19 protein-coding genes are annotated in these 25,946 nt (G+C 61.3%); 9 read left to right on the forward strand and 10 right to left on the reverse strand.

What is annotated here, in order from left to right; all coding sequences use genetic code 11:
- The first annotated feature begins 2 nt into the window (after positions 1-2).
- Both PQR27_RS05905 and hutG read left to right on the forward strand, forming a co-directional pair.
- On the forward strand, positions 3-1,400 hold the full coding sequence (locus PQR27_RS05905) for a formimidoylglutamate deiminase (RefSeq protein ID WP_408522782.1): 1,398 nt from the start codon (positions 3-5) through the stop codon (positions 1,398-1,400).
- A gap of 29 nt (positions 1,401-1,429) precedes the next feature.
- Positions 1,430-2,251 carry an N-formylglutamate deformylase gene (gene hutG / locus PQR27_RS05910; RefSeq protein WP_408522783.1) on the forward strand — a complete coding sequence of 274 codons (822 nt, stop codon included), beginning with the start codon at positions 1,430-1,432 and terminating at the stop codon, positions 2,249-2,251.
- A gap of 795 nt (positions 2,252-3,046) precedes the next feature.
- On the opposite strand, the gene PQR27_RS05915 is transcribed toward hutG, so the two are convergent.
- Positions 3,047-3,184 (reverse strand): hypothetical protein, encoded by a 138-nt coding sequence (locus PQR27_RS05915; protein ID WP_408522784.1) that lies wholly within the window; start codon positions 3,182-3,184, stop codon positions 3,047-3,049.
- Positions 3,185-3,499: 315 nt separating this feature from the next.
- Between PQR27_RS05915 and PQR27_RS05920 the strand changes: the two genes are divergently transcribed.
- The 3 genes from PQR27_RS05920 (at position 3,500) to PQR27_RS05930 (ending at position 8,360) form a co-directional block, all read left to right on the forward strand.
- On the forward strand, positions 3,500-4,165 hold the full coding sequence (locus tag PQR27_RS05920) for a hypothetical protein (protein WP_408522785.1): 666 nt from the start codon (positions 3,500-3,502) through the stop codon (positions 4,163-4,165).
- Between the two features lie 594 nt (positions 4,166-4,759).
- Positions 4,760-6,123, forward strand: a protein-coding gene (locus PQR27_RS05925) for an IS3 family transposase (protein ID WP_408522330.1) whose coding sequence is annotated in 2 segments (ribosomal slippage) — positions 4,760-5,222 and positions 5,222-6,123 — 1,365 coding nt in all. Because the reading frame shifts where the segments join, the coding sequence is not laid out codon by codon here.
- 350 nt (positions 6,124-6,473) lie between these two features.
- The gene (locus PQR27_RS05930) at positions 6,474-8,360 is read left to right on the forward strand and encodes a DUF3857 domain-containing transglutaminase family protein (RefSeq protein WP_408522786.1); all 1,887 of its coding nucleotides are present in this window, start codon (positions 6,474-6,476) and stop codon (positions 8,358-8,360) included.
- A gap of 684 nt (positions 8,361-9,044) precedes the next feature.
- Here PQR27_RS05930 and PQR27_RS05935 read toward each other — a convergent pair.
- From PQR27_RS05935 to glgC, 5 genes are all read right to left on the reverse strand, one after another.
- Positions 9,045-10,196: a branched-chain amino acid ABC transporter substrate-binding protein gene (locus PQR27_RS05935; protein ID WP_408522787.1), complete on the reverse strand. Its 1,152-nt coding sequence runs from the start codon at positions 10,194-10,196 to the stop codon at positions 9,045-9,047.
- A gap of 555 nt (positions 10,197-10,751) precedes the next feature.
- Positions 10,752-11,213: a hypothetical protein gene (locus PQR27_RS05940; protein ID WP_408522788.1), complete on the reverse strand. Its 462-nt coding sequence runs from the start codon at positions 11,211-11,213 to the stop codon at positions 10,752-10,754.
- A 146-nt stretch (positions 11,214-11,359) separates the two neighbouring features.
- Entirely contained in the window at positions 11,360-12,226 is an 867-nt protein-coding gene (gene pdxY / locus PQR27_RS05945) for a pyridoxal kinase PdxY (RefSeq protein ID WP_408522789.1), read from the reverse strand.
- A gap of 330 nt (positions 12,227-12,556) precedes the next feature.
- Positions 12,557-14,017 carry a glycogen synthase GlgA gene (gene glgA, locus PQR27_RS05950; RefSeq protein WP_408522790.1) on the reverse strand — a complete coding sequence of 487 codons (1,461 nt, stop codon included), beginning with the start codon at positions 14,015-14,017 and terminating at the stop codon, positions 12,557-12,559.
- A gap of 104 nt (positions 14,018-14,121) precedes the next feature.
- Positions 14,122-15,381, reverse strand: a complete 1,260-nt coding sequence (glgC, locus tag PQR27_RS05955) for a glucose-1-phosphate adenylyltransferase (RefSeq protein WP_408522791.1) — start codon at positions 15,379-15,381, stop codon at positions 14,122-14,124.
- A gap of 456 nt (positions 15,382-15,837) precedes the next feature.
- Here glgC and PQR27_RS05960 point away from each other — a divergent pair, with 456 nt between their 5' ends.
- Positions 15,838-16,908: an alpha/beta fold hydrolase gene (locus PQR27_RS05960; RefSeq protein ID WP_408522792.1), complete on the forward strand. Its 1,071-nt coding sequence runs from the start codon at positions 15,838-15,840 to the stop codon at positions 16,906-16,908.
- A 50-nt stretch (positions 16,909-16,958) separates the two neighbouring features.
- Here the strand turns inward: PQR27_RS05960 and PQR27_RS05965 are convergent, their stop codons facing one another.
- Entirely contained in the window at positions 16,959-17,954 is a 996-nt protein-coding gene (locus tag PQR27_RS05965) for an LLM class flavin-dependent oxidoreductase (protein WP_408522793.1), read from the reverse strand.
- Positions 17,955-18,894: 940 nt separating this feature from the next.
- Between PQR27_RS05965 and PQR27_RS05970 the strand changes: the two genes are divergently transcribed.
- From PQR27_RS05970 to PQR27_RS05980, 3 genes are all read left to right on the forward strand, one after another.
- A complete protein-coding gene (locus PQR27_RS05970) occupies positions 18,895-20,496 on the forward strand; it encodes a rhodanese-related sulfurtransferase (RefSeq protein WP_408522794.1) in 1,602 nt (533 codons plus the stop codon).
- 524 nt (positions 20,497-21,020) lie between these two features.
- Positions 21,021-21,572, forward strand: a complete 552-nt coding sequence (gene bamE, locus PQR27_RS05975) for an outer membrane protein assembly factor BamE domain-containing protein (protein ID WP_408522795.1) — start codon at positions 21,021-21,023, stop codon at positions 21,570-21,572.
- 21 nt (positions 21,573-21,593) lie between these two features.
- Positions 21,594-22,547 carry a patatin-like phospholipase family protein gene (locus tag PQR27_RS05980; RefSeq protein ID WP_408522796.1) on the forward strand — a complete coding sequence of 318 codons (954 nt, stop codon included), beginning with the start codon at positions 21,594-21,596 and terminating at the stop codon, positions 22,545-22,547.
- A 444-nt stretch (positions 22,548-22,991) separates the two neighbouring features.
- Here the strand turns inward: PQR27_RS05980 and tnpC are convergent, their stop codons facing one another.
- From tnpC to tnpA, 3 genes are all read right to left on the reverse strand, one after another.
- Positions 22,992-24,548 (reverse strand): IS66 family transposase, encoded by a 1,557-nt coding sequence (gene tnpC, locus PQR27_RS05985; RefSeq protein ID WP_408522637.1) that lies wholly within the window; start codon positions 24,546-24,548, stop codon positions 22,992-22,994.
- A gap of 63 nt (positions 24,549-24,611) precedes the next feature.
- Positions 24,612-24,947 (reverse strand): IS66 family insertion sequence element accessory protein TnpB, encoded by a 336-nt coding sequence (tnpB, locus tag PQR27_RS05990; protein ID WP_408522638.1) that lies wholly within the window; start codon positions 24,945-24,947, stop codon positions 24,612-24,614.
- Positions 24,944-25,336 (reverse strand): IS66-like element accessory protein TnpA, encoded by a 393-nt coding sequence (gene tnpA, locus PQR27_RS05995; protein WP_408522639.1) that lies wholly within the window; start codon positions 25,334-25,336, stop codon positions 24,944-24,946. The genes tnpB and tnpA overlap by 4 nt, the downstream gene beginning before the upstream one ends.
- Positions 25,337-25,946 lie beyond the last annotated feature (610 nt).

The raw sequence follows: 25,946 nt of genomic DNA on the forward strand, positions 1-25,946 counted from the left end.
AGATGACGCAAACGAAGCAATCGCTATTCGCCGACCACGCGTACCTGCCCGGTGGCTGGCGCCGCAATGTGCTGCTGGAGTGGGACGCTGCAGGCACGCTTACGGCGGTGACGCCCGATATGGCAGCGGTGCCTGCCGGTGTGCCGAAAGCCGCCGGTCCGGTATTGCCTGGCATGCCGAACCTTCATTCGCATGCTTTTCAGCGCGCCATGGCCGGTCTCACCGAGTATCGCGCCGCATCTGGCACAGGGGCTACCGACAATTTCTGGAGCTGGCGCGATCTGATGTACCGCTTTGCCGCGCGCATCACGCCTGAAGGACTCGCTGCCGTCGCGCAATGGCTGTACATCGAAATGCTGAAGGCGGGCTATACATCCGTCTGCGAATTTCACTACGTGCATCACACGCCGGATGGCAGCCGCTACGCGAATCAGGCGGAACTGGCGCAGCGTGTCGTGGATGCCGCGTCGGCGAGCGGCATCGGCATGACCATGCTGCCGGTGCTGTATCAGTACAGCGGTTTTGGTTCGCGTGCCCCGCGTGAAGATCAGCAGCGCTTCATCAATACGCCGGACAACCTGCTCGATCTGCTCGGCACGGTACGCGCGGCGCGCCCGGAAAGCGCGGCGTTGCGCTATGGCGTGGCGCCTCATTCGCTGCGCGCGGTGTCGGCCGATTCGTTGCGCGCGCTGCTGGGCGGCATCGATGCAGGCGCGCCGGTGCATATCCATATCGCCGAGCAGACCGCTGAGGTCGACGCGTGCCTCGAAACCGAAGGTGCGCGCCCGGTGCAATGGTTGCTCGATCGCTTCGACGTGGATAGCCGCTGGTGCCTCGTGCACGCGACCCATGTCGATGCGAATGAAACGCTCGCGCTCGCGAGGAGCGGCGCGGTCGCCGGTTTGTGTCTGACCACCGAGGCCAATCTCGGCGACGGCATTTTCCCGGCACAGGATTATCTCGACGCGCGAGGGCGCATCGGTGTCGGCTCGGATAGCCACATCGGCGTCGACTGGCGCGCGGAATTGCGTTTGCTCGAATACGGCCAGCGTCTCACGCGCCGTCAGCGCAATGTGCTGGTGTCCGCGCAGGCCACGCATGTGGCCGACCGTCTGTTCGATGCCGCGCTCGATGGCGGCGCGCATGCGACGGGCCGCGCGGTGGGCGCGTTGCAGGCCGGCCTGCGTGCTGACTGGCTGGTGCTCGATGCGGATCATTCGAGCATCGCCGAGCACGCGCCCAACGCCTGGTTGTCGGGCGTTGTATTCTGTGAGCATGGCGAGACGCCGATTCGCGACGTCTACGCGGGCGGCGACAAGGTCGTCGATAACCGCCGGCATCGCGACGAAGAGGGTGCCTATGCGCGCTATCGTGCGGCGCTCGCTGAATTGCTGAAGTGATCCTTCGATTCCATTGATTCCGGACTGACATGACTGCTTCGTCTGCTGAACCCGCACCGCCGGTTTTCTCGCTACATCGCGGAAGCCTGCCGCTGCTCATCTCGATCCCGCATCTGGGCACGCAAATTCCCGCCGACATCGCCGCGACGATGACGCCGGTCGCGCAACGCACCGACGACTGCGACTGGCATCTCGATCGGCTCTATGCGTTTGCGAAACGCATGGGCGCGTCGATTCTGGCACCCACCTACGCGCGATATGTGATCGATCTGAATCGTCCGCCTGATGGTGCGAATCTGTATCCCGGGCAGGATACGACTGGCTTGTTGCCTGTCGATACGTTCGATAAGGAACCGCTGTATCTGGATGGACATCTGCCGGATGAGGCGGAAGTTGCGCGGCGGCGTGATTTGTACTGGAAGCCTTATCACGAGGCGCTGGCGAGTGAGATTGCCGCGCTGAAGGCGACGCACGGTAAGGTGCTGTTGTGGGAAGCGCATTCGATTCGCTCGCACGTACCGCGGTTTTTTGAAGGGCGGTTGCCGGATTTTAACTTCGGTACTTCTAATGGGGTGAGTGCTGTCGCTGGACTTGGGGAAGAGTTGGCCGCTATGGCGGAGCGGCATGGTGGGTATTCTGCTGTGTCCAATGGACGGTTTAAAGGCGGGTATATCACCCGCGAGTATGGGCGGCCTGAGGGTGGAGTGCATGCTGTGCAGCTCGAGTTGGCGCAGGTTACTTATATGCAGGAGCAGATGCCTTATGGGTATGATGAATTGCTGGCTGCCAAGGTTGAGCCTTTGATTGAGGAGTTGGTTAGAGCGGCTTTGGAGCGGGTTTTGGCTGAGTGAGGTTTTTTTTGCCTTTGGCGGTGGCGTTTTCCTGTTCTGAGTTCTTTGGCCTTTCCTTGCGGTTTTATTGGTTTATTAGTGTTGCCCCTGTGCGGGGCGGCACCTACTTTTCTTTGCCCACCAAGTGGACTTCCTTCGGGGCGCCGCCGCAAAGAAAAGTAGGCAAAAGAAAGCGGCTCACACCGCTAACTTTTAAGCGGCTCCCCTGGCCTGGAGGGGATCGTGGCTCCGTAGAGATTGAGCCTGCGCACCTCCCAGCGTGAGTGACCAGGCCGTCATTCCTCCGGCGGCGCTGCGCGCGCCGACGCGGTACTTCAGCGAACCGATCTGGGGTTTGATGCGTGTGGCCTGCTCGGGCGGTGATCACCATTGCACGAAGGTGTGCGACTCGCCGATCGCCTGCTGCGCATTCCGGCACCTCCAGCGCTCCCGGTATACTCTGCCGTCTCGTCTCGTCTCGTCTCGTCTCGTCTCGTCTCGTCTCGTCTCGTCTCGTCTCGTACGCAGTCGCTGAATCGCAGTTGTCGGCGCTCAGTGTTTCGCAGTCGTTTCACTTTCCCTTTTACTTGCTTGTCGTCGCTATTTCGTTCGTTCGATTCGCGTTCCGCGAGGTTGTCTGTCGGTTACTCGCGCCACAAAGGTGTAACAGCATGTGTCCGTGATTGCGTGCTGTCGCATTCGCGACGAACGTAGAGACATCGTGCGCCGTTGGGGTCCTCCTTGATCCGGACGCGCAGAAAAAAGCCCCGCGTGTAGCGGGGCTTTTCGATGCTCGCCCAGAGGCGTGCGCCACGGTTAGTGGCAGTGGCGTTCCCAGTGGTGATGGACGCGCACTTTATGGCATTCGGTGTGGTGGTGTTCATTCGCTTGCGCAGGAGCGATCGCGCTAAGGGCAGCGACGGTGGCGGCGATGGCGAGGATAACTTTCTTCATTACAAAATCCTTAAATCAACGTGGTGGTACTAACGAAACAGCACGGGGCGTGCCGCAAAGTTCGCAAGGATGCCACACATCGTGCGTCCGCGCATGAACGCGTGGCGGATGGTTGTGTCTATGCGAACATGCACCTTCGTACCCCGTTTTACTGTGTTGACAATGCGTGATCGCGTGTAATTTCGACACGTCGACTGCCGCCAGAAGTGCGCATCGGCATTGCGCGCCATACAGTGAAGCGGCTACCCTTTCAGAACGATGACGCGTGTGAATACGTCATCGAGACATGGGGCAAAAAAGATGGAAGACCCAGCGATGGAAGATTCCGACGAATTGCTGCTGCCGATCTGGCGAGCGAACCTGGTGCTACTGACCCGCGAGGTCGGCGCGGCGACCCGTCTCGCGCGCATGATGACTTTTTCCGCGAGCTACCTGAAGTTGATGCTGTCCGGTCAGCGCGAATTCAGCGAGGAGTTCGTGCGCGGTATCGAGGCGGTCACGGGTTTGCCGAATGGCTGGATGAACACGGCGCATGTCGAGCAGGATATTCCCGCCAACGCGCGCGAGGCGATTGACAACGAACAACCGCTCGCGCGTTTTCGTGGCACGGCGCATCCAGTGCGGAAGAAAACGGTGCTGCGGCCACCGGAGCCGATTTTTGGCCAGACGGGGCCGGCGAGGCGAGTGGAAGAGGAAATACTCGATGCTGAGGCACATCGGCGGCAGGCGCACTTTCGGAAGGTCCGCGATCTGGCGATTCAGGATGTGCGGCGCTTCGAGCGGCATTTGAATCATGCGCCGGTGGAGTTGGTGTCGATGCGCGCCAAAGTGGAAGAGGTGATTGCCGCCGCCGATCTGGACAACCCGATTCAGGCCGACCTCGTGGGTCGGCTAGAGCAGATTGAAAAACATCGGCATTTGTTGTTAAGGCATGTGGAGAAGTTGCAGGCACTGCTTGGGCAGATTGGGGAGAATGAATAATGGGGTTTTGTTGCGCGTAGCGGTGGGTAGTTTTTTTGCCTTTTGCGGCGGCATTTCCTTGTGCCTGCGGCGTTGGCCTTTCCTTGTTTTCTTGCTGGTTTATTAGTGTTCCCCTGTGCGGGGGGGCACCTACTTTTCTTTGCCGCCGCAAAGAAAAGTAGGCAAAAGAAAGCGGCTCACACCGCTAACTTTTAAGCGGCTCCCCTGGCTTGGAGGGGCTGGTGGTCCGATTAACGGATCACACCTCGGTCGGTAACCGCCCGTGACACAGCCGTCATCCGCTCCCACTCCGCACTACGTGCGTCGCGGTTGGGTCCACTACGGAAACCGGGTGCTTCGTTTGTGCGTGGTCGGGGGGCCATCGGCTTCGCCTCGGCGAGGCGCCGAAACACACCAGTGGTTTGATGAAGTACCGCATCGGCGCGCGCAGCGCCGCCGGAAGCATGACGGCCTTGTCACACAGGTCAGAAGGTGCGCAGGCCCAATCTCTACGGGGCCACGATCCCCTCCAAGCCAGGGGAGCCGCTTAAAAATTAGCGGTTGTGAACTGCACCCCAAAAGTTGGACACCGATCCAACCTTTGGGGTGTTTTTCATGGCCAAGTACAGTGAGCAGTTAAAGCTGAAACTGGTGAAGCAGTACGTGACCGGTTCGGCTGGTGTCGAGGTACTTGCAAAGCGGTACGGAGTGAGCCGCTCGGTTTTGCAGCTCTGGATTGCGGCCTACGAGCAACATGGACGGGACGGACTGCGCAAGAAATTCAGTCACTATGACGCGCAGTTCAGGATGTCGGTACTCATGCACATGTGGCAGAAGAATTTGCCATACCGGCAGGTGGCTGCGGTGTTCGACATCCGCAGTCCGGGCTGCATAGCGCAATGGGAACGCCGGTATCATGATGGCGGTATCGACGCACTGGCGCCTCGTCCACGAGGGCGCCGCAAAACAATGACCCAGCCAGTTCCTGAAAAGCCAACCGAAGTCAGTGCGCCAGATAAGCGCACGCGTGAGCAGTTGCTCAAGGAAAACGAGTACCTGCGCGCGGAGGTGGCCTATCTAAAAAAGCTCGATGCCCTGCTTCAGGCGAAGAAGCAGGGCGCGCAAAAGAAAAAGCGCAAATAGTGCAGGAGCTCCGGCAGCACCATCCGATGCCCGCTTTGCTCAAGGCAGCGGGTCTGGCGCGCAGCACGTTCTACTACCAGTTGAGCGTGCCGGATGCCGGTGAGCGGCACAAGGACCTCAAAACCCGCATCAAGACTGTGTATGAACGCCACAAGGGCCGTTATGGCTACCGGCGCATCACGGCGGCGATCCGGCAGGCGGGCCAGAGCGTGAACCACAAGACGGTGCAACGTCTGATGGGACAACTGAAACTGAAATCGCTGGTGCGCGCAAAGAAATACCGCTCATGGCGCGGCGAAGTCGGGCGTATTGCGCCGAACCTGTTAAACCGCGAGTTCAGCGCACAGCAGCCCAATCAGAAGTGGGTGACGGACGTGACGGAGTTCAACGTGCTGGGGCAGAAGCTGTATCTGTCACCGGTCATGGATCTGTATAACGGCGAGATCGTGGCTTATCAGATGAACACGCGACCGGTCTTCGATCTGGTCAGCGGCATGCTGAAAAAAGCGCTGGCAAAGCTTGGTCCTCAGGAGACCCCGCTGCTGCATTCGGACCAAGGCTGGCAGTACCAGATGCCTGCTTATCGACGGCTGCTGGATCAACACGGCCTGACGCAGAGCATGTCGCGCAAGGCAAACTGCTACGACAATGCGGCAATGGAAAGCTTCTTTGGCACGCTCAAGGCGGAGTTCTTCCGGCTGAGCAGGTTTGAAAGTATCGACGAGTTGAAGGCTGGCATCAGACAATACATTCACTACTACAACCACACACGCATCAAGCTGAAACTAAACGGGCTGAGTCCTGTGATGTACAGAACCCAGCCCTCTCAAACCTGAACGCAAACTGTCCAACTTTGCGGGGTCAGTTCATTGGAGCCGCTTTCTTTTGCCTACTTTTCTTTGCGGCAGGCAAAGAAAAGTAGGTGCCCCCCCCGCACAGGGGGAACGCTAATAAACCAATAAGAATGCAAGGAAAGGCCCAAAAAGCCAGAACAAGGAAAACGCCGTAGGCGCACAGATTAAATACCACCACGCCGGCGCTCAATCGAAAAATGACATCGGCAGAAACCGCAAAACCGCGCCAGCCGCCAATGTGTTAAAACCAGAATACGGACTCAGCCGAGGTGCATCTTGGGGAAAATCGCCGCCACACAGCCGCAGGCACTCGCGCAACGGGCGCGCCTCGCATGACGCGTTGCGGCGCGTTCATCAGACTGGCCGCTGCGTTAGCGTGGGTCGCCTGCTCGCTCGGTTCAGCGCGTGCCGAAGACAGCACCTCCGCCGACGACCTCGCGCCTTCGACGATGGAGCGCGACGTTCACTTTTTCGTGATCCAGAGAGACGGCTCGATCGAGGAACACGACGACACGATCCTGCGGGCCAACACCACAAGCGGCGTCGATGATATCGCGCAGCGCTATGTGTGGTTCAACAAGGATATCGAGCAGGTGCAATTGCTGACGGCGGAAACGATCGATCGGAACGGCGTCGCGCACCCGGTCGGTCCCGAGGCGATCCGCGACGTGCAGGAGCCGCGCTCCGCGGGTGCGCCGAGTTTCGAAGACGGTGTGTTGCGCACGGTGATCTTTCCGGGCGTCGAGCCTGGCGCGCGCGTGCATCTGGCGTTTCGAAAGACCCGCACGCGAGCCTTGCAGGCCGGCACTTTCGCGTACCTGGTCGAGCCGACCCGCGAGCCCGTCGAGATGCAGCGTCTGATCTTCGATCTTCCCGCGGACGTGCCGCTCTATGCCGACGCGCGCGGCTACGTCGCGCAACCGCCCGTCACCGAAAACGGCCGAACCCGCTACGAATTCGACTACCAGCACGGCCCCTACGCGCCGCTCGAAGTGGGTGCGGTTGGATATGCGAATTGGGGCGACCGCCTGATGGTGTCGACGGTGCCCGACTTTTCGAGCTTCGCCGCGCGTTATCGCGGACCTGCGGTCGACGCAACCATGAGCGATCCTGCGATCGTCCAGCTCGCGCAGAGTCTGACCGGCCAGGCGACCGACGCGCGCGCGAAGGCGCAGGCGCTGTACAACTGGATGCGTTTGAATATTCGCTATGTGGCGTTGTTTCTTGGCGAGACGGCGGCGATCCCGCACAAGGCGATCGACATCCTGCGCAACCGTTATGGCGACTGCAAGGATCATGTTGCGCTGTACAGCGCGCTATTGGCGGCGGTCGGCATCCGCAGCGAAGCCGTGCTGCTCAATCTTGGCCCCTACTATAGTTTGCCGGACGTGCCAGGGTATGGCGATAGTGCGATCAATCACGCAATCATCTGGATTCCTGATTTGTCGATATACGCCGACACGACCGCGGGCGGAGTGGCTTTTGGCTATTTACCGCCGAGCGTAATGGATCGGCCGGTGTTGCTGGTCGATGACGGCATGCTGTCGCGGACACCGGCCACTCAATTGCGCGAGCGGACTGCGCGCCTGCAGATTGACATCGAAGAAAGTGGCACGGCGAATTACGCCTACCGTGTCGAGGATGCCGGCTGGACAGCCGAGTTGGAGCGCAACATGTTCCGGCGGGCGACCCGGCAGCGCACGCAGCAGATTGCGGGGAATCGTCTGTTGCAGACGGGACTGCATGGGACGGCGCAAGTGCGCACTGGTGATGTAACTGCGATGGAGGGTGCGTTTTCCACTTCGATGCAGGGCAGGGTGGAACATTTTATCTGGACCGATGGGACGACGGCGGTGCCGGCCTTGACGAGTTTGTCGGGCGGGATGGGGAGCCAGGTGCAGGCCTGGCTGGCAGAGCCGGTGAGGACACAGCCGTGGGCATGTATTGGAGGGGAGTTCGATGAGACCCTGGAGATGAGGTTGCCAGCTTTTGCGCGAGTGGTGGATTTGCCGCCTGATGCGGCGGTGAAGGATGGGGTTTTTGATTTTTCCTCGCGGTATGTGTTTGATCCTGTTCTGAGGATACTGCAGGTTAGGCGGCACCTGCGGGCCTCGTTTGGGCATCAGATGTGTTCTGCGGAACAGTTCACTCGCGTGAGGGGGGAGTTGGTTCGGATCGAGAGGGATCTCGACTCTGAGGTTGTTGTTAGAAGTAGATAGTGGTTTTGTCTTTGGTGGCGGCATTTGTGGTTGTGCCTACGGCGTTGGTTGTTTCTTTTGTTATTGGTTTATTAGCGTTCCCCCTGTGCGGGGGGGCACCTACTTTTCTTTGCCGCCGCAAAGAAAAGTAGGCAAAAGAAAGCGGCTCAAACCGCCAACATTTAAGTGGGTCCCCTGGCTTGGAGGGGCTGGTGGTCCGATTAACGGATCACACCTCGGTCCATAACGATCTGTGACACAGCCGTCATTCGCTCCCACTCCGCACTACGTGCGTCGCGGATGGGTCCACCAGGGAAACCAGGGGCTTCGTTTGCGCGCGGTGGGGGCCATTGGCTTCGCCTCGGCGAGGCGCCGAAATATACCGATGGTTTTGTGAAGTACCGCCCCGGCGCGCGCAGCGCCGCCGGAGGTATGACGGCCTGGTCACTCCGGCCAGAAGGTGCGCAGGCCCATTCTCTACGGAGCCACGACACCCTCCAAGCTAGGGGACCCGCTTAAGAATTGGCGGTGTGAGCCGCTTTCTTTTGCCTACTTTTCTTTGCGGCGGCAAAGAAAAGTAGGTGCCCCCCCGCACAGGGGGAACGCTAATAAACCAATAAGAAAAGAAGCACCAACCGCCGTAGGCACAACCAAAATAATGCCGCCGGAAAAGGCAAAAACCCCATCCAGCGCTACGCGCAAACCTTACGTGCCACTCTTGGTAACAACAGGAACCCAATTCCCGCCCTTAACCTGGTACAGGGTCGAAGACCCACTCTTCAACGCCCCAGTGCTATCAAAGGAAATTTTCCCGGTCACCCCGTCAAAATCAATAGCCTTCAGCACAGGCCGATAAACCGCCGGCGAACTGGACTTGGCCTGCTGCATAGCCTTAATCGCCGCCCAGGCCCCGTCATATCCAAACGGCGCATACGACAGAATATCCACACCAAACCGTTTCTTGAACCTGGCTGAAAAATCCTTCCCGCCAGGCAGCTGGGCCAACGGCCGCCCATACTCCCACGCCATCACACCCTCAGCGGAATCGCCGGCAAGCTTGATAAATTCAGGATCCATCACGCCACCGCCGCCCACCAGTTGGGCGTTCATCCCCAACTGCTTCATGCGCTTCGCAAAGCCCGCAGCCTGCGTGTCCAGTCCGCCGAAGAAAATCAGATCCGCATTGGTCGACTTGATCTTGGTCAACTGCGTGCTGAAATCCACCGCGTGATTGTCAGTGTATTCACGCGTCACAATGGTGCCGCCGTGCGCCTTCACAGCCTTCTCGAACTCGTCTGCCTCGCCCTGGCCGAACGCAGTACGGTCGTCGATGATCGCAATGCGTTTAGCCTTCGTCACCTCAACGGCATACACGCCCGCATTGCCGGCGTTCTGCGCATCGGTGGAAATCACCATGAAGGTGTTCGCGAAGCCACGCCCGGTAATGATCGGATTGGTCGCGGCCGGGTCGATCACTGGAATGCCAGCCTGTTCGTATATCTGCGAGGCAGGAATCGTCGTGCCGGAATTGAAGTGGCCGACCACCGCCGATACACCCTGATCAACCAGCTTCTGCGCGGCCTGCACGCCAATGCGAGGGTCAGCCTGGTCGTCCTCCGAGACGAGCTGGAATTGCGCGACCTTGTCGCCGATCTTGATCTTCTGCGCGTTGGCTTCCTCGACCGCGAGCCGTACGCCGTTTTCCAGATCTTTGCCGTAGCCGGCGTTGGCGCCCGTCATCGGCGCGGCAAAGCCAATCTTCACGGGTAAGTCGTCAGCGAAACTGGCCAGCGGCGCAATCGCGAAGACGGCGCCGGCAATCAGAGCAAGTGGTTTCAGCGTGTTACGAAGACTCATGGTCTCTCTCTCCATCGACAGTTTCAGGTTGTGAAAGCAGCAAGGCAGTAACGCTGGATCGACGCGCAAAGGCACAGGCCTCAGTTCGCATTGCGCGTGGCATCAAGACTACGGATGTTCGGTCACCATAAACAATGCTGGAATACACGCATTGGCGCGCGCAACGATTTATCTGGCGCGAATATAGAAAGCCAATTTGCAGCCGTCTTGGCAGTTCACGGCGCTTTGAATGAGCATTTCGGCATAGACGGCGCAGCGCATTCCCCGGCGGCCTGTCAGTGCTTGCGCGCCGGTGCGGATTGCTGCACATGCTTAAGAACCGCGGGCGCCGCAAGGAGGCCAAAAAAAGCGGGGCGAGGAGTGTGAATCAGGGGCGATGGGAAACCCCTATGGCAACCGGCGCGGGCGCGCGAGTTGTGCAATAGCTCGGCGCACCGCGGGATGAGACTCGCGAATGCGCCTATAAACAGCCGCCGATAATCAGCCGCCGATAAACATGCGTCTTTTAACCATCAACAACCATCAGCAGGCTAACGGCAAGCTAACGCACGGCCTTCAATGCTCGCCTTGCTGACGTAGCAGTTCTTCACGCAGACGCAGTAGCGGTGCCTTGGTATCGTCGTCGGCCCAGGTGTCGAGATCGTCTATTGCGCGCTGGCAGCCGTCGAGAACCAGATCGAGGTCGACCGGCACGCCGTTGTTCAGCGCGAATTCGATCGTCTCGGCGAACTGCTGGCATTCGTCTTCGCCGTAGGAGATATCGAGGTTATCGGCGATCACTTCGGCGATATTGCTGCGCGTCTTGTCATCAGGCGTCACCATATCGACAATGCCGCGCGCGACCGCCGGTGAGTAGTAGAGCGCGATATCGAGCCACTGCGCGGGATCGAAGTCCGCTTCGTTGAACTGGTTCTCGAAGTATTCGATCGCTTCCTGCTCATGCGTCTCGTCCGCGTCGACGCTGATGCACAACTGCTCAAAATATTCTTCCCGCTCGCTGCGGATATAACCGTCCATCAATGCCTCGTCTGCTAAATGCCGGGTGCCTGAAAAATGCGCTGCGGGCTGGCGGCCACCTGGCCCACGCGGCACGCATTATAGGACGGCCGGCTGACAGGCACGCGGAGCGTGCGCCGGCCGCCGCGCGTGGGCGCTCCCGCCAGCTACGCCGTTTCGGCCACCCAGGCGTCGAACCACTCGCGCGGCTGGGCGATTTCGTTCTGCGCCGCCACCAGTTCCAGTTCGTAGCGTCCGGCTTGCCAGGTTGCCTTGACTACCGCGTTCACGGCGGCCAGCGTGTGCTCGAAGGCCGCCCGGATCGAATCGCCGAGCAACGTGCGGGCGACAAACACCGCGCTCGTCAGATCGCCGACGCCGACCGGTTGGCGTGCGAACGGATAGAGCGGACGCTGACCCATCCATGCTTCGCGCTCGGTGACGACCAGCATGTTGAAGCGGTCGGCAGGGCTGTTGCGGTCGAGCAGATGCTTGACCAGCACCAGCTTCGGCCCACGGGCGATCAACTCGCGGCAGGCCGTGACGGCCTCTTCCAGAGTCTCGATCTCGCGGCCCGCCAGCCGTTGCAGTTCGGTATGGTTCGGCGCCATTGCGTCAGCCATCTCCGGCATGGTGCGCACGAGAAACTCCTGGATGCCCGGTTCGACGTTGCAGCCGCTCGCGGCCCCCATGACGGGGTCGCAGAAGTACCACGCGCGCGGATTGGCGGCCTTCACGGCCTTGACGATCTCCAGCACCGACTGAGCCTGCTCGGGAGTGCCCAGATAGCCGGACAGAACCGCATCGCAACGCGGCAGCATGCCGATCGCGCCGATTCCTTCGACCAGCTCTTCCATCTGCGATGCGTCGATCGCGCTACCGGTCCAATGGCCGTATTGCGTGTGGTTCGAGAACTGCACGGTATTGAGCGGCCAGACGTTGACGCCGAGACGGCGCATTGGAAACACCGCCGCGCTATTGCCGGCATGCCCAAAAACGACATGTGACTGGATACTCAGAACGTTCTTCGTCATGGTTTGCGCCCGCGCAAGCCTTCATGCGCGATGAGTGAACGGAAAGGGTGCGCCGCGGTGACGGACCGGCCTCAGCCGGGCGCCTGCTGCGGCATGACTGCTTCAGACGACGCAAGGAAAATGCGCGGCCTGCATAGTGAAGAAACAATACATGAGTTTGCCGCGGCCGAGTTGATCCGGCCCTGTGTTGTTGCATCTACCCATCAAACGAATCGAGCCCCAAGGTGGTGCGGGGCGGTGCTCAGCGGGACCGCCGGCCGCGCGAAGATGCCAGGCGTGAGCGCGGATTAGCCGGCTCTGGTGCCATCGCGCCGGCACTTGCAAATGCAATCAGACGAGTTCGCGATACAGCGCGAGATAGCGTTCCGCCGAGGCGCCCCAACCGAAGTCCTGGCGCATCGCGCGCCGTTGCGTGGCTTTCCATTCGGTGCGGCGGTCGTAGAGTGCGAAGGCGCGGCGGATCGCGGCGGTGAGACCCTTCGGTTCGAAGCGTTCGAACACGAAGCCGGTGGCAAGATCGTCGGCGAGATTTTCGAGCGATGCGTCGACCACCGTGTCGGCCAGACCGCCGACGCAATGCACGAGCGGCAGCGAGCCATAGGCCAGCGCGTAGAGCTGAGTCAGCCCGCACGGTTCGAAGCGCGACGGCACCGCGATCACGTCGCTGCCGGCAATGATGGTATGCGCCAGCGTTTCGTCGAATCCCAGTTCGACCGCTACCGAGTCCGGATGCGTATGCGCGACCCGTTTCAAACCGTTTTCGAGCGCCGGGTCACCGGTGCCGAACACCACCAGTTGGCCACCGCGTTTGACGATTTCGGGTACGGCCTCGAGCAGCAGGTCGAGTCCCTTCTGTTCGGTGAGGCGGCTCACCACGCCGAACAGCAGTGCGTCGCTTTTTTGCGCGAGGCCGAAGTGCTTTTGCAGCGCTTCCTTGCACGCCAGTTTGCCGGCGAGGCGGGTGGCGGTGTAATGGTCGTGGAGCAGGGCGTCGGTGCCCGGACACCATACCGTGTAATCGACGCCGTTCAGGATGCCGCTCAGATCGTGCGAGCGATGGCGCAGCAAGGCGTCGAGCCCACCGCCCTGGGCGAGAGTCTGGATTTCGTGCGCATAGGTGGGGCTGACAGTGGTGATGCGGTCGCTGTAGTAAAGCCCCGCCTTGAGAAACGACAACTGCCCATAGAACTCGATGCCGTGCATGCTGAAGAAGTCGTCCGGCAGCGCCAGTTGACCGAATTGCTGGGCGGGAAAAATACCCTGATACGCGAGGTTATGTACCGTGAAGACGCTATGCGCCACCGGGCGGCCATGCTGGCGCTCGGCCGCTTTCAGATAGGCGGGCGCGAGCCCCGCATGCCAGTCGTGCGCGTGAACGATCTGCGGCGACCACGCCGGATCGAGCTGCTGCGCCAGTTGTGCGGCGACCCAGCCGAGCAGGGCGAAACGCTGCGCGTTGTCGCCGTACGGCACGTGTTCGTCGTTCAGATAGGGGTTGCCGGGCCGGTCGTAGAGCGTGCCGGCACGGATCACGTAGACGACCAGCCCGTTGGACGGCAGCGTGCCCTGTTCGAGCGTCACCCCCGGCGAATCGAAGCGGCGGCCCAGTTGCGCCACCGTGCGCAGGTTGGCGAGACCGGCCACCACCGCTGGAAAGCCGGGCAGCAGCACCCGCACATCGGCGCCGCGCTCGATCAGCGCGGGCGGCAGCGCGCCCGCGACGTCGGCGAGACCGCCCGTCTTGAGGAGGGGATACAGCTCGCTTGCGACGTGCAGGGCGCGAATCGTCATGGGCTCTGGCTCATTGCTGTTGAGTGGCGGATTCCGCAAGGGCGCCGGCAGGCGCGGGCGAAGGCGCGCCAACGCCTTCCCCGCTTACTGACGGCCGGATGGGTCTACTTCTGGTTGAGCGCCTCGCGCGTGACCAGCACGACGCCGTCGTCCGTGCGATAAAAGCGCTCGGCGTCCAGTACCGGATCCTCGCCGATCACCGTGCCCTCCGGGATGTTACAGCCGCGGTCGATCACGACTTTCTGCAGCCGGCAACTGGGCGCCACGGTAACCTGCGGCAACAAGACTGCCTCACTGATATGACAGAACGAATTCACTTTCACATTCGACGACAGCACCGAGTGGGAAATCTGCGACCCGGATATCACGCAGCCGCCGCAAACGATCAGGTTATTGCCGGTGCCCTGGAGGCCCTTCAGGTCGCGCACGAACTTGGCCGGCGGCAATTGCTCCTGATACGTCCAGATCGGCCAGTTGCGGTCGTAGAGATCAAGCGTCGGAATGGTGGAGGCGAGGTCGAGATTGGCCGCCCAGTAGGCGTCGATCGTGCCGACATCGCGCCAGTAGGGCTCCACGTTCGGGTCCGAGGATACGCACGACATGCTGAACGGATGCGCGATCGCCGTGCCTTGCGTGACCACGCGCGGCAGGATGTCCTTACCGAAGTCGTGATCCGTGTCGACACTGGAAATGTTCTCTTCGAGCAGCGAATAGAGGTAGTCCGCGCTGAATACATAGATGCCCATACTGGCGAGCGCCGTATCGGGACGGCCCGGAATGCAGGGCGGATCGGCGGGCTTTTCGACAAAGCCGGTCACGCGGCGGTTTTCATCGACGTGCATCACGCCGAAGGCCACCGCGTCCATGCGCGCCACCTCGATACAGCCCACCGTGCAGTCCGCGCCGCTTTCCGCGTGATCGGCGATCATCCGCGTGTAGTCCATCTTGTAGATGTGGTCGCCCGCCAGCACCACCACGTATTTCGGCCGGATCGAGCGGATGATGTCGAGGTTCTGGAACACCGCATCCGCGGTGCCGCGATACCAGTGGGCGCCTTCCACGCGTTGCTGTGCCGGCCACAGGTCGATGAATTCGCCGAATTCGCCACGCAGGAAGCTCCAGCCGCGCTGCAAATGGCGCAGCAGTGAGTGCGCCTTGTACTGCGTGACCACCGCGATGCGACGGATGCCAGAGTTCAGACAATTGGACAGCGCGAAATCGATGATCCGGTATTTGCCGCCGAAGTGCACCGCCGGCTTGACGCGTTTGTTGGTGAGCGGCCCGAGCCGTGTGCCGCGGCCACCGGCGAGGACAATGGCGAGGGTCGTGCGTTGCAGATCGTTCAGGCTTGCCGGAGTTTCCATGTCTGTCTCCTTGGTTTATATGCCCCGGATGGTGTTGTCCGTTTGCTGTCCGCGATTGCTTCGTGCTGCCAGGCGGGTCCGTCTTCGCGGCTCCGTCTGCTAGTTCTAGCACCGATTTGGCACGGGCGGTTAATCTGAATTGCGCGGCTGGCGCACGCGCGCCCATCTTGTCCACAATCAACCCTCAAATGGCGGACATCCGTGCGCCACGACACATAGCGCGAGCGGTCAGGCTTCGCAATATGCGTGCCACGGCGTGTCGCCGGCTGCCGCCAACTGCCGCCGGGTACCGCGCCAGGCCCATTCGGCCGCTGCCGCCATGCGGTGCCCAGGCGGCAGCAAGGTTCGGCGGCGCGTCGTAGAATCGGCGGCTGCTGGACGGGGCGGGCGTGCTGCCCGGCTGCCGTCTGGATGTCCGCAGCTTCCCTTTGCTTTCTTTTTGCAAGAAAACCATCAATGAGTCTTTCCCGCCGTTCGTTGTCTGCCATCCTGAGCGCCTGCGTGCTTGCAGCGTCGCCGGGTGTTTTCGCCGAGACCACGGCCAGCGTCACGGGCAGGTCAGCCGCTGCCGACACAGGCGGTCCGGCGTACGGCCCCGAGTTGCAGGGTTTCAACTACCCCGCGCCGGTCGAGCGGTACGACTTCATCTCGCAGGGCGTGGCGTTGCACATGGCGTACATGGATATCGAGCCGGAGCATCCGAATGGCCGCACCGCTGTGCTGCTGCACGGCAAGAACTTCTGCGCGGCGACGTGGGACGCGACGATTCATCAATTGAGCGACGCTGGCTATCGTGTGATTGCGCCGGATCAGATCGGCTTTTGCAAATCGAGCAAGCCGGAGCATTACCAATACAGCTTTCAGCAACTGGCGCGCAATACGCACGCGCTGCTCGAATCGCTGGGCGTGACCAACGCGACCATGATCGGCCATTCGACCGGCGGCATGCTCGCGATCCGCTATGCGCTGATGTATCCGCATGAGACGCAGCAACTGGTGCTGGTCGACCCGATCGGTCTCGAGGACTGGAAGGCGAAAGGTGTGCCGTCGCTATCGGTCGACCAGTGGTATGAGCGCGAGTCGAAGACCACTGCTGACAGCATCCGCCGCTACGAGCAGACGACGTACTACGCCGGCCAGTGGCGCGCGGACTATGAGCCGTGGGTGCAAATGCTGGCGGCCATGTACCGTGGTTCCGGCAAACAGATTGTGGCGTGGAATTCCGCACTGCTGGACGACATGATTTACACGCAGCCGGTGGTGTATGAGCTGGGTCATCTGACCATGCCTACATTGCTGCTGATTGGCCAGAAGGACACGACTGCGATCGGCAAGGATGTTTCGCCACCGGAGGTGCGGGCGAAGATCGGCCATTACCCTGAATTGGGCAAAGCTGCCGCGAAGGCGATTCCGCACGCCACGCTCGTCGAATTCGCCGCTTTGGGGCACGCGCCACAGATACAGGATCCGCAAGCGTTTCATAAGGCGCTGCTCGACGGCCTGGCGGCGGTGCCCGCAAACCACTGAGTGGTGAATTCACCCGCAAGAAGCAGGGCGGCCACTGGCCGCCCTTTTTGTTACTTGCCGCCGATCAGTTCCTCGCGCACCTGTGCGGCGATTTCGAACGACCGCAGCCGGGCGGCGTGATCGTAGATTTGCGCGGTGAGCATCAGTTCATCCGCGCCGGTCTGTTCGATGACCGACAGCAGCCCTTCGCGTACGGTATCGCGATCGCCGAGCACCGTGCATGCAAGCGAATGCGCGACGCCGTTCAACTCCATCTCCGAGGCTTCGAGCCGTTCGACCGGCGGCTGCAACAGGCCGGGCGTACCGCGCCGCAGATTGATGAATTGCTGCTGCAGCGAGGTGAAGAGGCTGTGTGCCTGTTCGGTGGTATCGGCCGCGAACAGATTGACGCCGACCATGGCATACGGTTTATCGAGCGCTGCCGACGGCCGGAATTGTGCGCGATAGAGCCGCAGCGCCGTGAGCATGTGATCGGGCGCGAAGTGCGACGCGAACGCGAACGGCAGCCCGAGCGCCGCAGCGAGTTGCGCGCTGAAGAGCGACGACCCGAGCAGCCACAGCGGCACATGCAGACCCGCGCCGGGGACTGCGCGAATGCGCTGACCGGGCACAGGATCGGCGAAATAGCGTTGCAACTCGACGACGTCATCGGGGAACGACTCCGCGCTATTTTGCAGATCGCGGCGCAGCGCGCGGGCGGTGCTTTGATCCGTGCCTGGGGCACGGCCGAGACCCAGGTCGATCCGGTCCGGATAGAGCGAGGCGAGGGTACCGAACTGTTCCGCGATGACGAGCGGAGCGTGATTGGGGAGCATGATGCCGCCGGAGCCCACGCGGATTTTTTGCGTGCCGCCGGCGACGTAGCCGATCACCACGGAGGTGGCCGCGCTCGCGATGCCGGTCATGTTGTGGTGTTCCGCTAGCCAGTAGCGGTGATAGTTCCAGTTTTCTGCGTGCTGCGCGAGGTCCAGGGTGTTTTTGAACGCATTTGCTGGGGTGGCGCCTGCGGTGACGGGGGATAGGTCGAGGACCGAGAAGGGAATCATTGTCTGTTCATACGCTGTTTTTTGCGCTTTCGCGCGATGGGGCATTTTGGCTGAGGTTTGGGTTTTGTGCTTATCCAGCGGGGATGTCCACGTTTGTGGAAGGGATTAGGGGTTTTTTTGCCTTTTGCGGCGGCATTATTTGGTGTGTGCTCACGGCGTTTGGTTGTTTCTCTTCTTATTGGTTTATTAGCGTTCCCCCTGTGCGGGGGGGCACCTACTTTTCTTTGCCGGCCTGCCGCAAAGAAAAGTAGGCAAAAGAAAGCGGCTCAAACCGCCAACTCTTAAGTGGGTCCCCTGGCTTGGAGGGTGTCGTGGCTCCGTAGAGAATGGGCCTGCGCACCTTCTGGCCTGAGTGACCAGGCCGTCATACCTCCGGCGGCGCTGCGCGCGCCGGGGCGGTACTTCACAAAACCATCGGTATATTTCGGCGCCTCGCCGAGGCGAAGCCGACGGCCCCCACCGCGCACAAACGAAGCCCCTGGTTTCCCTGGCAGACCCATCCGCGACGCACGAAGTGCGGAGTGGGAGCGGATGACGGCTGTGTCACAGGCGCTTATGGACCGAGGTGTGATCCGTTAATCGCACCACCAGCCCCTCCAAGCCACGGGACCCACTTAAATGTTGGCGGTTTGAGCCGCTTTCTTTTGCCTACTTTTCTTTGCGGCCGGCAAAGAAAAGTAGGTGCCCCCCCGCATAGGGGGAACGCTAATAAACCAATAAGAAAAGAAAACACCAAACGCCGTAGGCACAACCAAAACAATGCCGCCGCCAAAGGCAAAAAAAACCGCATTCCCCCACTGAAGGCGCGGAAATTGCGTAGGCTTATAAATAGCACGCCCCACCGCGCAGCGGTAACCGCAAATCGCAAGAACCTCACCTCTGCCTATTCGAACCGCATCACATCGGATATCCAGAACGTGTAGAAGGAGCCATCACTCTCATGAGTGTCGCTGAAGAATTCCGTACCCGATCATTCGAAGACGTGCGCCGGGCGCTGCTCGACCACGATGAAATCGCGCTCATCGACGTGCGCGAGGAAGATCCGCATGCTCGCAGTCATCCGCTTTTTGCGGCCAACCTGTCGTTATCGAAGCTCGAACTGGAAGCGCCAGTGCGCTTGCCACGCCTCACGGTGCCGGTCGTCGTATTCGATGCCGGCGAAGGATTCGCTGAACGCGCTGCACGTCGTCTGGGCGAGCTGGGCTATACCAATGTCGCACTGCTCGAAGGCGGTCTGCAGGGCTGGCGCGATGCCGGCGGCGAACTGTTTCAGGACGTCAACGTGCCGAGCAAGGCCTTTGGCGAACTGGTGGAAAGCGAGCGGCATACGCCGTCGCTCGAAGCGCCGCAGGTGCAGGCCATGCTCGATCGTGAGGCCGATGTGGTGGTGCTCGATGCACGCCGCTTCGACGAATACCAGACCATGAATATTCCCGGCAGCATCAGCGTGCCGGGCGCGGAACTGGTGCTGCGCGCGCGGCAACTCGCGCCGGACCCGGCGACCCGCATCATCGTCAATTGCGCGGGGCGCACGCGCAGCATCATCGGCGCGCAGTCGCTCATCAATGCGGGTGTGCCCAATCCCGTCGCGGCGCTGCGCAATGGCACGATCGGCTGGACTCTGGCCGGGCAGGCGCTCGCCCATGGCAGTTCGCGCCGCTTCGATCCGAGCATCGACGACCAGGCCCGACTCGCCGCTGCGACCGCCGCGCGTGCCGTGGCGGACCGCGCACAAGTGGGCCGCACGTCGCGCGACGAAGCGCGTCGCTGGGCTGGCGAAGCGGTGCGCACCGTCTATCGCTTCGACGTGCGTACACCCGAGGAGTACGAAGCGGGGCATGTGCCTGGGTTTCGCAACGCGTCAGGCGGCCAGCTCGTGCAGGAAACCGACATGTTCGCGCCGGTGCGCGGCGCGCGCGTGATCCTCGCGGACAACGACGGCGTGCGGGCGAATATGAGCGCATCGTGGCTCGCGCAGATGAATGTGGAGGTGTATGTCGTCGACGGTCTGGCGGTGGCCGATTTCAGCGAACAGGGCAGCGCGCCGGCCGCTCGCTATGCGCCCACACCGCCCACCGCCGATGAGATCACACCGGCCGAACTGGCGACGCTGTTGCAGTCGACAGGTACCGTCGTGCTGGATTTCACGACGAGCGCAACCTATGTGAAGCGTCATATTCCGGGTGCGTGGTACGCAGTGCGCGCGCTGCTCGGCGAGGCGGTGCGCAAGCTTCCCGATGCCAGGCGTTACGTGCTCACCTGCGGCAGCAGTCTGCTCGCGCGCTTTGCCGCACCCGAACTGGCAGCATTGACCGGCAAACCGGTGCAGGTGCTAAGCGGTGGGACGAACGCGTGGATCGAAGCGGGCTTGCCTGTCGAAAGCGGTGAATCACGTCTGGCTTCGCCGCGTATCGACCGCTACCGGCGCCCGTATGAGGGCACCGACAATCCGCGTGAGGCGATGAACGCATATCTGGAATGGGAGTACGGCCTCGTCGCGCAACTTGCGCGTGACGGCACGCACGGTTTCCGTGTGATCTGACCGATGTTCGGCCACGAAATCATCTGCCGATTCGGTGTAAACGCGCTCTCGTCTAAAGCGTGCAATGCGTTTAGATTAACTGCACTTGGAAGGCTTATCGAGGGACCAGGGCGGCCACACAAGCAGCGGTTCGCCATTCCGGCGACGGCGCAAGGTCAGAGGTCAAGGCCTCTTTCCGCTTTGCCCGGAACCGGGCCGCTGCGCGTCGTCCGGGGTGCCTCGCTTCAGGCGGTTCTCTTGGCCGCCTTCACTTTCCCGGTTGACCGTATCGACCGACTCGGCGACGCTTTGCACAGCGTCGCCTTTTTGCTTTTAGCGCCGTCGCTCGCTGGTTTTTCCGCTACCTTCTCCATCCACCGCATGTCTTACCTCCCGACGCTCTCCCGCTTTGGGCGCGTCGGCGCTCGCGGTTTTTGGCGCACGCAGTTATCCTGTAGCTCGCCCGAAGGGAGTCCCGCTGGTGGACACCCTACACAACGGGATGCGTGCGAATTGTTCGCTTGCGTCCATACAGGAAACTCGCTGTGAGCCTCAAATTGCTTACTGTCGCCTTGCTGGCCGCGTGCGTTGCACTGACTGGCTGCGACGACCAACAGAGCGACCACGCCGTGCAGAAACTCAAGGATATTTTCAACGCCATCAAGCCGGATGCGCTGTTACTCAAGGACATGACGCCGGGCGTCACGACCGAGGCGCAAATCCGCAAGCAGATGGGCAAGCCGGAAACCGAGCACACGTTTACCGACGGCTCGAAACGTTTTGAATATCCGCGCGGTCCACAAGGGATGAACACGTACATGGTCGATATCGATCGTGACGGTAAATTGCAGGCCATCACGCAGGTGCTGACCGCTGCCAACTTCGCGAAGATTCGCATGGGCATGACCGAGGAGGAAGTGCGGCGCCTGCTCGGCAAGCCTGGGCAGGTCGCGGTATTTCCGTTGAAGCCGGAAACCGTCTGGAGCTGGAAGTGGCGCGAGGGCGGCGTGACGGAAGAGGGCATTTTCAACGTGCACTTCGACGAGTACCACAAGGTGTACACGACATCGCGCTCAGATGTGATTCGCGGGCGATAGTCGATAAAAAGCGGGGAACACATGATACGTCGACGTCGATACAGCCGTATCGGGCTGGTGTTGGGGGGCGGTGCCGCACGTGGGTGGGCGCATATCGGCGCGATTCGCGCGCTGCACGATGCGGGCATCAAGCCGGATGTGATATGCGGCACGTCGATTGGCGCGCTGGTCGGTGCGGTATACGCGAACGGCGATCTGGACTGGCTTGAGGAGTGGGTGTCGCGGCTCACGTGGCAGACGGTGGTACGGCTGCTCGATCTGCGTTTGTCGGGCGGCTTGCTGGGTGGTCGCAAGGTGATCCAGCTCTTCGCGGACAAATTCAATGGCCGTTCGATTGCGCAACTGAACATGCCGTTCGCAGCGGTCGCCACCGAACTCGATTCCGGGCGCGAGAGCTGGTTGCAGGATGGCAGTGTGGTTGATGCGGTGCGGGCATCGATTGCGATTCCGGGGATTTTCACACCGGTGTGGCACAACGGCGTGTGGCTGGTGGATGGCGGCTTGAGCAATCCGGTGCCGGTGTCGGTGGCGCGCGGGATGCGGGCAGATTGCGTGATTGCTGTCGACCTGAACAACGACATTCTGAACGGCCGCGATTTCGGCGGGGCGGTGGTCGATACGCCGGCAATTGACCCGACGGCGCCGCCGCCGGTTGCCCTGCGGCGCAACGGCAAGCCGTGGCCACGGTGGCTGGCGCCTCCTGAGGCGCGGGCTTCCGATGATGTGCGGGTGCCGCCTGCACCGAGTGCCCGGGTGCCGTCGATGTTGAGTTCGATTGCGCAGAGCATCGATATCATGCAAGTGCGGATTACGCGGAGTCGCCTTGCAGGCGAGCCGGCGGATATTTTGATTCAGCCGCGGCTTGGGGGAATGGGGATTTTTGATTTTCATCGGGCGGCACCGGCGATTGAGGAGGGCCGCGCTGCGGTTGAATATATGTTGCCTGCTATTCGGGCTCGATTGGGGATCGAGTAGGGTTTGCGCGTAGCGCTTGATGGGGTTTTTGCCTTTGGCGGCGGCATTGTTTTGGTCGTGCCTACGGCGTTGGTTGTTTCTTTTGCTTTTGGTTTATTAGCGTTCCCCCTGTGCGGGGGGGCACCTACTTTTCTTTGCCGCCGCAAAGAAAAGTAGGCAAAAGAAAGCGGCTCAAACCGCTAATTTTTAAGCGGGTTCCCTGGCTTGGAGGGTGTCGTGGCTCCGTAGAGATTGTGCTCCCGCACCTGCCGGCGTGAGTGACCAGGCCGTCATGCTTCCGGCGGCGCTGCGCGCGCCGGGGCGGTACTTCATCAAACCACTGGTGTGTTTCGGCGCCTCGCCGAGGCGAAGCCGATGGCTCCCGCTACGCGCGAGCGAAGCCCCCGGTTTCCCTGGTGGACCGTAAGCAGCCGGTGAAGGCACCTTGCCTGGCGCGCGCGGAATCTATAGAGCGCGTGCGGAAGGTTTCCATCGATGAGGCAGCAACTCGTCGATGTCAGCGGCGCGATGTGTTGGCAGGCGCATGAGCACGTCCTTCAAATAGGCGTGCGGGTCATGCCCGTTCAGTTGTGCCGAACGGATCAGGCTCATGATGGCAGCGGCACGTTTGCCGGCGCGAAGTGAGCCGGCAAACAACCAGTTTTTTCTCCCTGTCGCCCAGGGACGGATCTGGTTCTCAATCCAGTTGTTGCACATCGGCACATGTCCATCGTCTAGATAGCGCGTGAGCGCCTCCCAGCGATTGAGGCTGTAGTCGAGGGCTTTCGCGATCGCCGAGCCTTCTGGAACCAGGCGCCGCTGCGCACTCATCCAAGCATGCAGGGCATCCATCACCGGTCTCGAACGGGCCTGCCGCAGCGCACGCCGTGCATCGGGATCAAGTGCGGCCGCTTCATCTTCGATCTCGTACAGCGTGCCGAAGTACTTCAGCGCCTGCCCGGCGATTTCGCTCTGATGGTTCACATCCAGGTCGAAGAACGCGCGCCGCGCGTGCGCGGCACAGCCGATTTCCGTGACGCCCCGGGTGAAGCTTTTCTTGTAGCCGCTATAGTCGTCGCACACCAGCTTGCCCTGCCAGTCGCCCAGGAATGCGCGCGCATGCTCGCCAGCGCGGCTGTCAGCGAAGTCGTATATCACCGCCTTGAGCGAGCAGTATTGCGTCGTGGCATACGCCCAGAGATACGCGCGGTGCGTCTTGCCTTTGCCCGGACTGAGCATCTGCACAGGTGTTTCATCAGCATGCAGCACAAGCTCACGCAGAAGGTGTTCGCGCAAAGCGTCAACCAGCGGCTGCAGTCGCACGCCGCACACGCCCACCCAGTCACCCAGCGTCGACTGCGGGATCGCCAGCCCCGCGCGGGCGCAAATGCGCTCAACCCGGTACAGCGGCAGATGATCGGAGAATTTCGACACCAGCACCCAGGCCAACAGCGCGGCCGTGGGAATGCCCTTGTCGATAACGTGTGCAGGCACGGGTGCCTGCGTCAGCGTCTCGCATTGACGGCACACCCACTTGCCGCGGATATGCCGCTCGACTGTGAACACGCCCGGCGTGTAGTCAAGCTTCTCGCTGATGTCTTCGCCTATACGCTCAAGCGCGCAGCCGCAGTTGCACGTCGTGGTATCGGGATCATGATGAATGTCGGTGCGTGGCAGGTGCGCCGGCAACGCGGCGCGTCGGGGACGTTGACGTGATTTGCGCCCGGGCGTCTCAGGCCGAAGCTGCTCAAGCTCGGCTTCGATGGCCGCCAGATCCGTATCGATCGCCTCGTCGAGCAGGCTCATCTGCTCCGTATTGAGCTGCTCGCTGCGTTTGCCAAACTGTTGCCGTTTGATGATCGAGAGCTCATGCGTGAGCTGGTCGATGCGGGTTTGCCGATACTGCAGCTCCCGTTCCTTCTCACCGACTTCGCGTTCCCTGTGCGCGAGCTGGACGGCCAGCTGCGCGGCCAATGTGCGAAGCTGGTCGGGGCTGAGCGTGGTGAGATCGGGCAGGTCCATGACACCGAGTCTGCCAGACACGCCACGCATCAGAAAGCGGAACTGTTAACGTCCGCGTTGGCCTCACACCACGGTAATGGCGTGATCGCTTGCCAGTGTGCGCCACGGCAGTCCCGTGACCAGTGCCCGTAACTGTTCCTCATTCAGCGGCAGTGAAACGCACTGCTCGCCGTTGCTCCAGACGAAGCGCCCGCGATTCAGGCGCCGGGTGGCCAGCCAGATCCCCAGGCCATCGTAGACCAGCACCTTCATTCGTGTTGAATGCCGGTTGGCAAACAGATAGGCATGGTGTGGGCGCACCGCGCCGAACACCTTGACCACGCGCGCGAGCAGTGTATCGGCGCCCACGCGCATGTCCACGGGTTCGGTCGCCAGCCAGATAGCGTCGATGCGGATCATCGCAGCCATCCCTGTAACCATGCCGCGCAATCGCCGGCCGCCGACAGCGGCCAGTAGAGCGTCATCATGGCCCCGCCGCGGCGCACCTCGATCCTGATCTCACCCCGATCAGTCGCGACGGCTGGCGTTTGCAGTTGTAGCGGCACGAATGCCGCCGCCGGTGGCGGCTGCGCTTCGTCCGCAGCCGGCTGGCCACTCGTACGCTGTCGCGCGGCCACCACCCACCGGCGCAGCAGATTCGCGTTCAGGCGGTAATGCAGCGCCACCGCGGCGATGGACACGTGCGGTTGCATCGCCGCCCGCACCACCATCTCCTTGAATTCCCTGCTGTGTTTGCGGCGCTCTATTGCCGGTACCACTCCATCATCAATCCGATCATTGTCCGCCATCGTGTACACGTCTCCATCACGTTTTTGATGGACACGATGCTCCTATGCACAGACGACAGATTTCAATATGACTTCACCGGACCCTTACGGTGGACCCATCCGCGACGCACGTAGTGCGGAGTGGGAGCGGATGACGGCTGTGTCACAGACCCTGATGGACCGAGGTGTGATCCGTTTATCGCACCACCAGCCCCTCCAAGCCAGGGGACCCACTTAAGAGTTGGCGGTGTGAGCCGCTTTCTTTTGCCTACTTTTCTTTGCGGCCGGCAAAGAAAAGTAGGTGCCCCCCCGCACAGGGGGAACGCTAATAGACCAAAAGCAAGAGAAACAACCAACGCCGTAGGCATGCAGCAAAACAATGCCGCCGCCAAAGGCAAAAACAATAGCTCCTGCCCGCCGGGCCTATCAAAAAAGCGACTCAAAACTTGCTAAATCGCGGCGCCGCCGGCAAACAAACCCCCGGCTTGCAAACCACGATCCCCCGCAAACCCGCGCCGCGAAGCCCCAATCCATCGCAAACAGCCAATTGCTGCACAGCAACAATCCCATCCTTTCTATTTGAGCAAATAATTTTCACTTGCGAGACTCCGCGCCATGCAAGCTGAGTCCG

Origin of the sequence: Paraburkholderia fungorum (assembly GCF_046027215.1) — a bacterium.
GTDB classification, from domain to species: domain Bacteria; phylum Pseudomonadota; class Gammaproteobacteria; order Burkholderiales; family Burkholderiaceae; genus Paraburkholderia; species Paraburkholderia fungorum_D.

What these genes read in the sequence shown, in the direction of transcription:
- tnpB (WP_408522638.1), bottom strand. Translation starts at nt 24,947, where the DNA reads ATGATCCGCATCGACGCTATCTGGCTGGCGACCGAACCCGTGGACATG.
- PQR27_RS05940 (WP_408522788.1), bottom strand. Translation starts at nt 11,213, where the DNA reads ATGGACGGTTATATCCGCAGCGAGCGGGAAGAATATTTTGAGCAGTTG.
- PQR27_RS05920 (WP_408522785.1), top strand. Translation starts at nt 3,500, where the DNA reads ATGGAAGATTCCGACGAATTGCTGCTGCCGATCTGGCGAGCGAACCTG.
- tnpA (WP_408522639.1), bottom strand. Translation starts at nt 25,336, where the DNA reads ATGGCGGACAATGATCGGATTGATGATGGAGTGGTACCGGCAATAGAG.
- PQR27_RS05970 (WP_408522794.1), top strand. Translation starts at nt 18,895, where the DNA reads ATGAGTGTCGCTGAAGAATTCCGTACCCGATCATTCGAAGACGTGCGC.
- PQR27_RS05930 (WP_408522786.1), top strand. Translation starts at nt 6,474, where the DNA reads ATGACGCGTTGCGGCGCGTTCATCAGACTGGCCGCTGCGTTAGCGTGG.
- PQR27_RS05905 (WP_408522782.1), top strand. Translation starts at nt 3, where the DNA reads ATGACGCAAACGAAGCAATCGCTATTCGCCGACCACGCGTACCTGCCC.
- hutG (WP_408522783.1), top strand. Translation starts at nt 1,430, where the DNA reads ATGACTGCTTCGTCTGCTGAACCCGCACCGCCGGTTTTCTCGCTACAT.
- PQR27_RS05915 (WP_408522784.1), bottom strand. Translation starts at nt 3,184, where the DNA reads ATGAAGAAAGTTATCCTCGCCATCGCCGCCACCGTCGCTGCCCTTAGC.
- PQR27_RS05960 (WP_408522792.1), top strand. Translation starts at nt 15,838, where the DNA reads ATGAGTCTTTCCCGCCGTTCGTTGTCTGCCATCCTGAGCGCCTGCGTG.
- glgC (WP_408522791.1), bottom strand. Translation starts at nt 15,381, where the DNA reads ATGGAAACTCCGGCAAGCCTGAACGATCTGCAACGCACGACCCTCGCC.
- PQR27_RS05935 (WP_408522787.1), bottom strand. Translation starts at nt 10,196, where the DNA reads ATGAGTCTTCGTAACACGCTGAAACCACTTGCTCTGATTGCCGGCGCC.
- PQR27_RS05980 (WP_408522796.1), top strand. Translation starts at nt 21,594, where the DNA reads ATGATACGTCGACGTCGATACAGCCGTATCGGGCTGGTGTTGGGGGGC.
- PQR27_RS05965 (WP_408522793.1), bottom strand. Translation starts at nt 17,954, where the DNA reads ATGATTCCCTTCTCGGTCCTCGACCTATCCCCCGTCACCGCAGGCGCC.
- pdxY (WP_408522789.1), bottom strand. Translation starts at nt 12,226, where the DNA reads ATGACGAAGAACGTTCTGAGTATCCAGTCACATGTCGTTTTTGGGCAT.
- glgA (WP_408522790.1), bottom strand. Translation starts at nt 14,017, where the DNA reads ATGACGATTCGCGCCCTGCACGTCGCAAGCGAGCTGTATCCCCTCCTC.
- tnpC (WP_408522637.1), bottom strand. Translation starts at nt 24,548, where the DNA reads ATGGACCTGCCCGATCTCACCACGCTCAGCCCCGACCAGCTTCGCACA.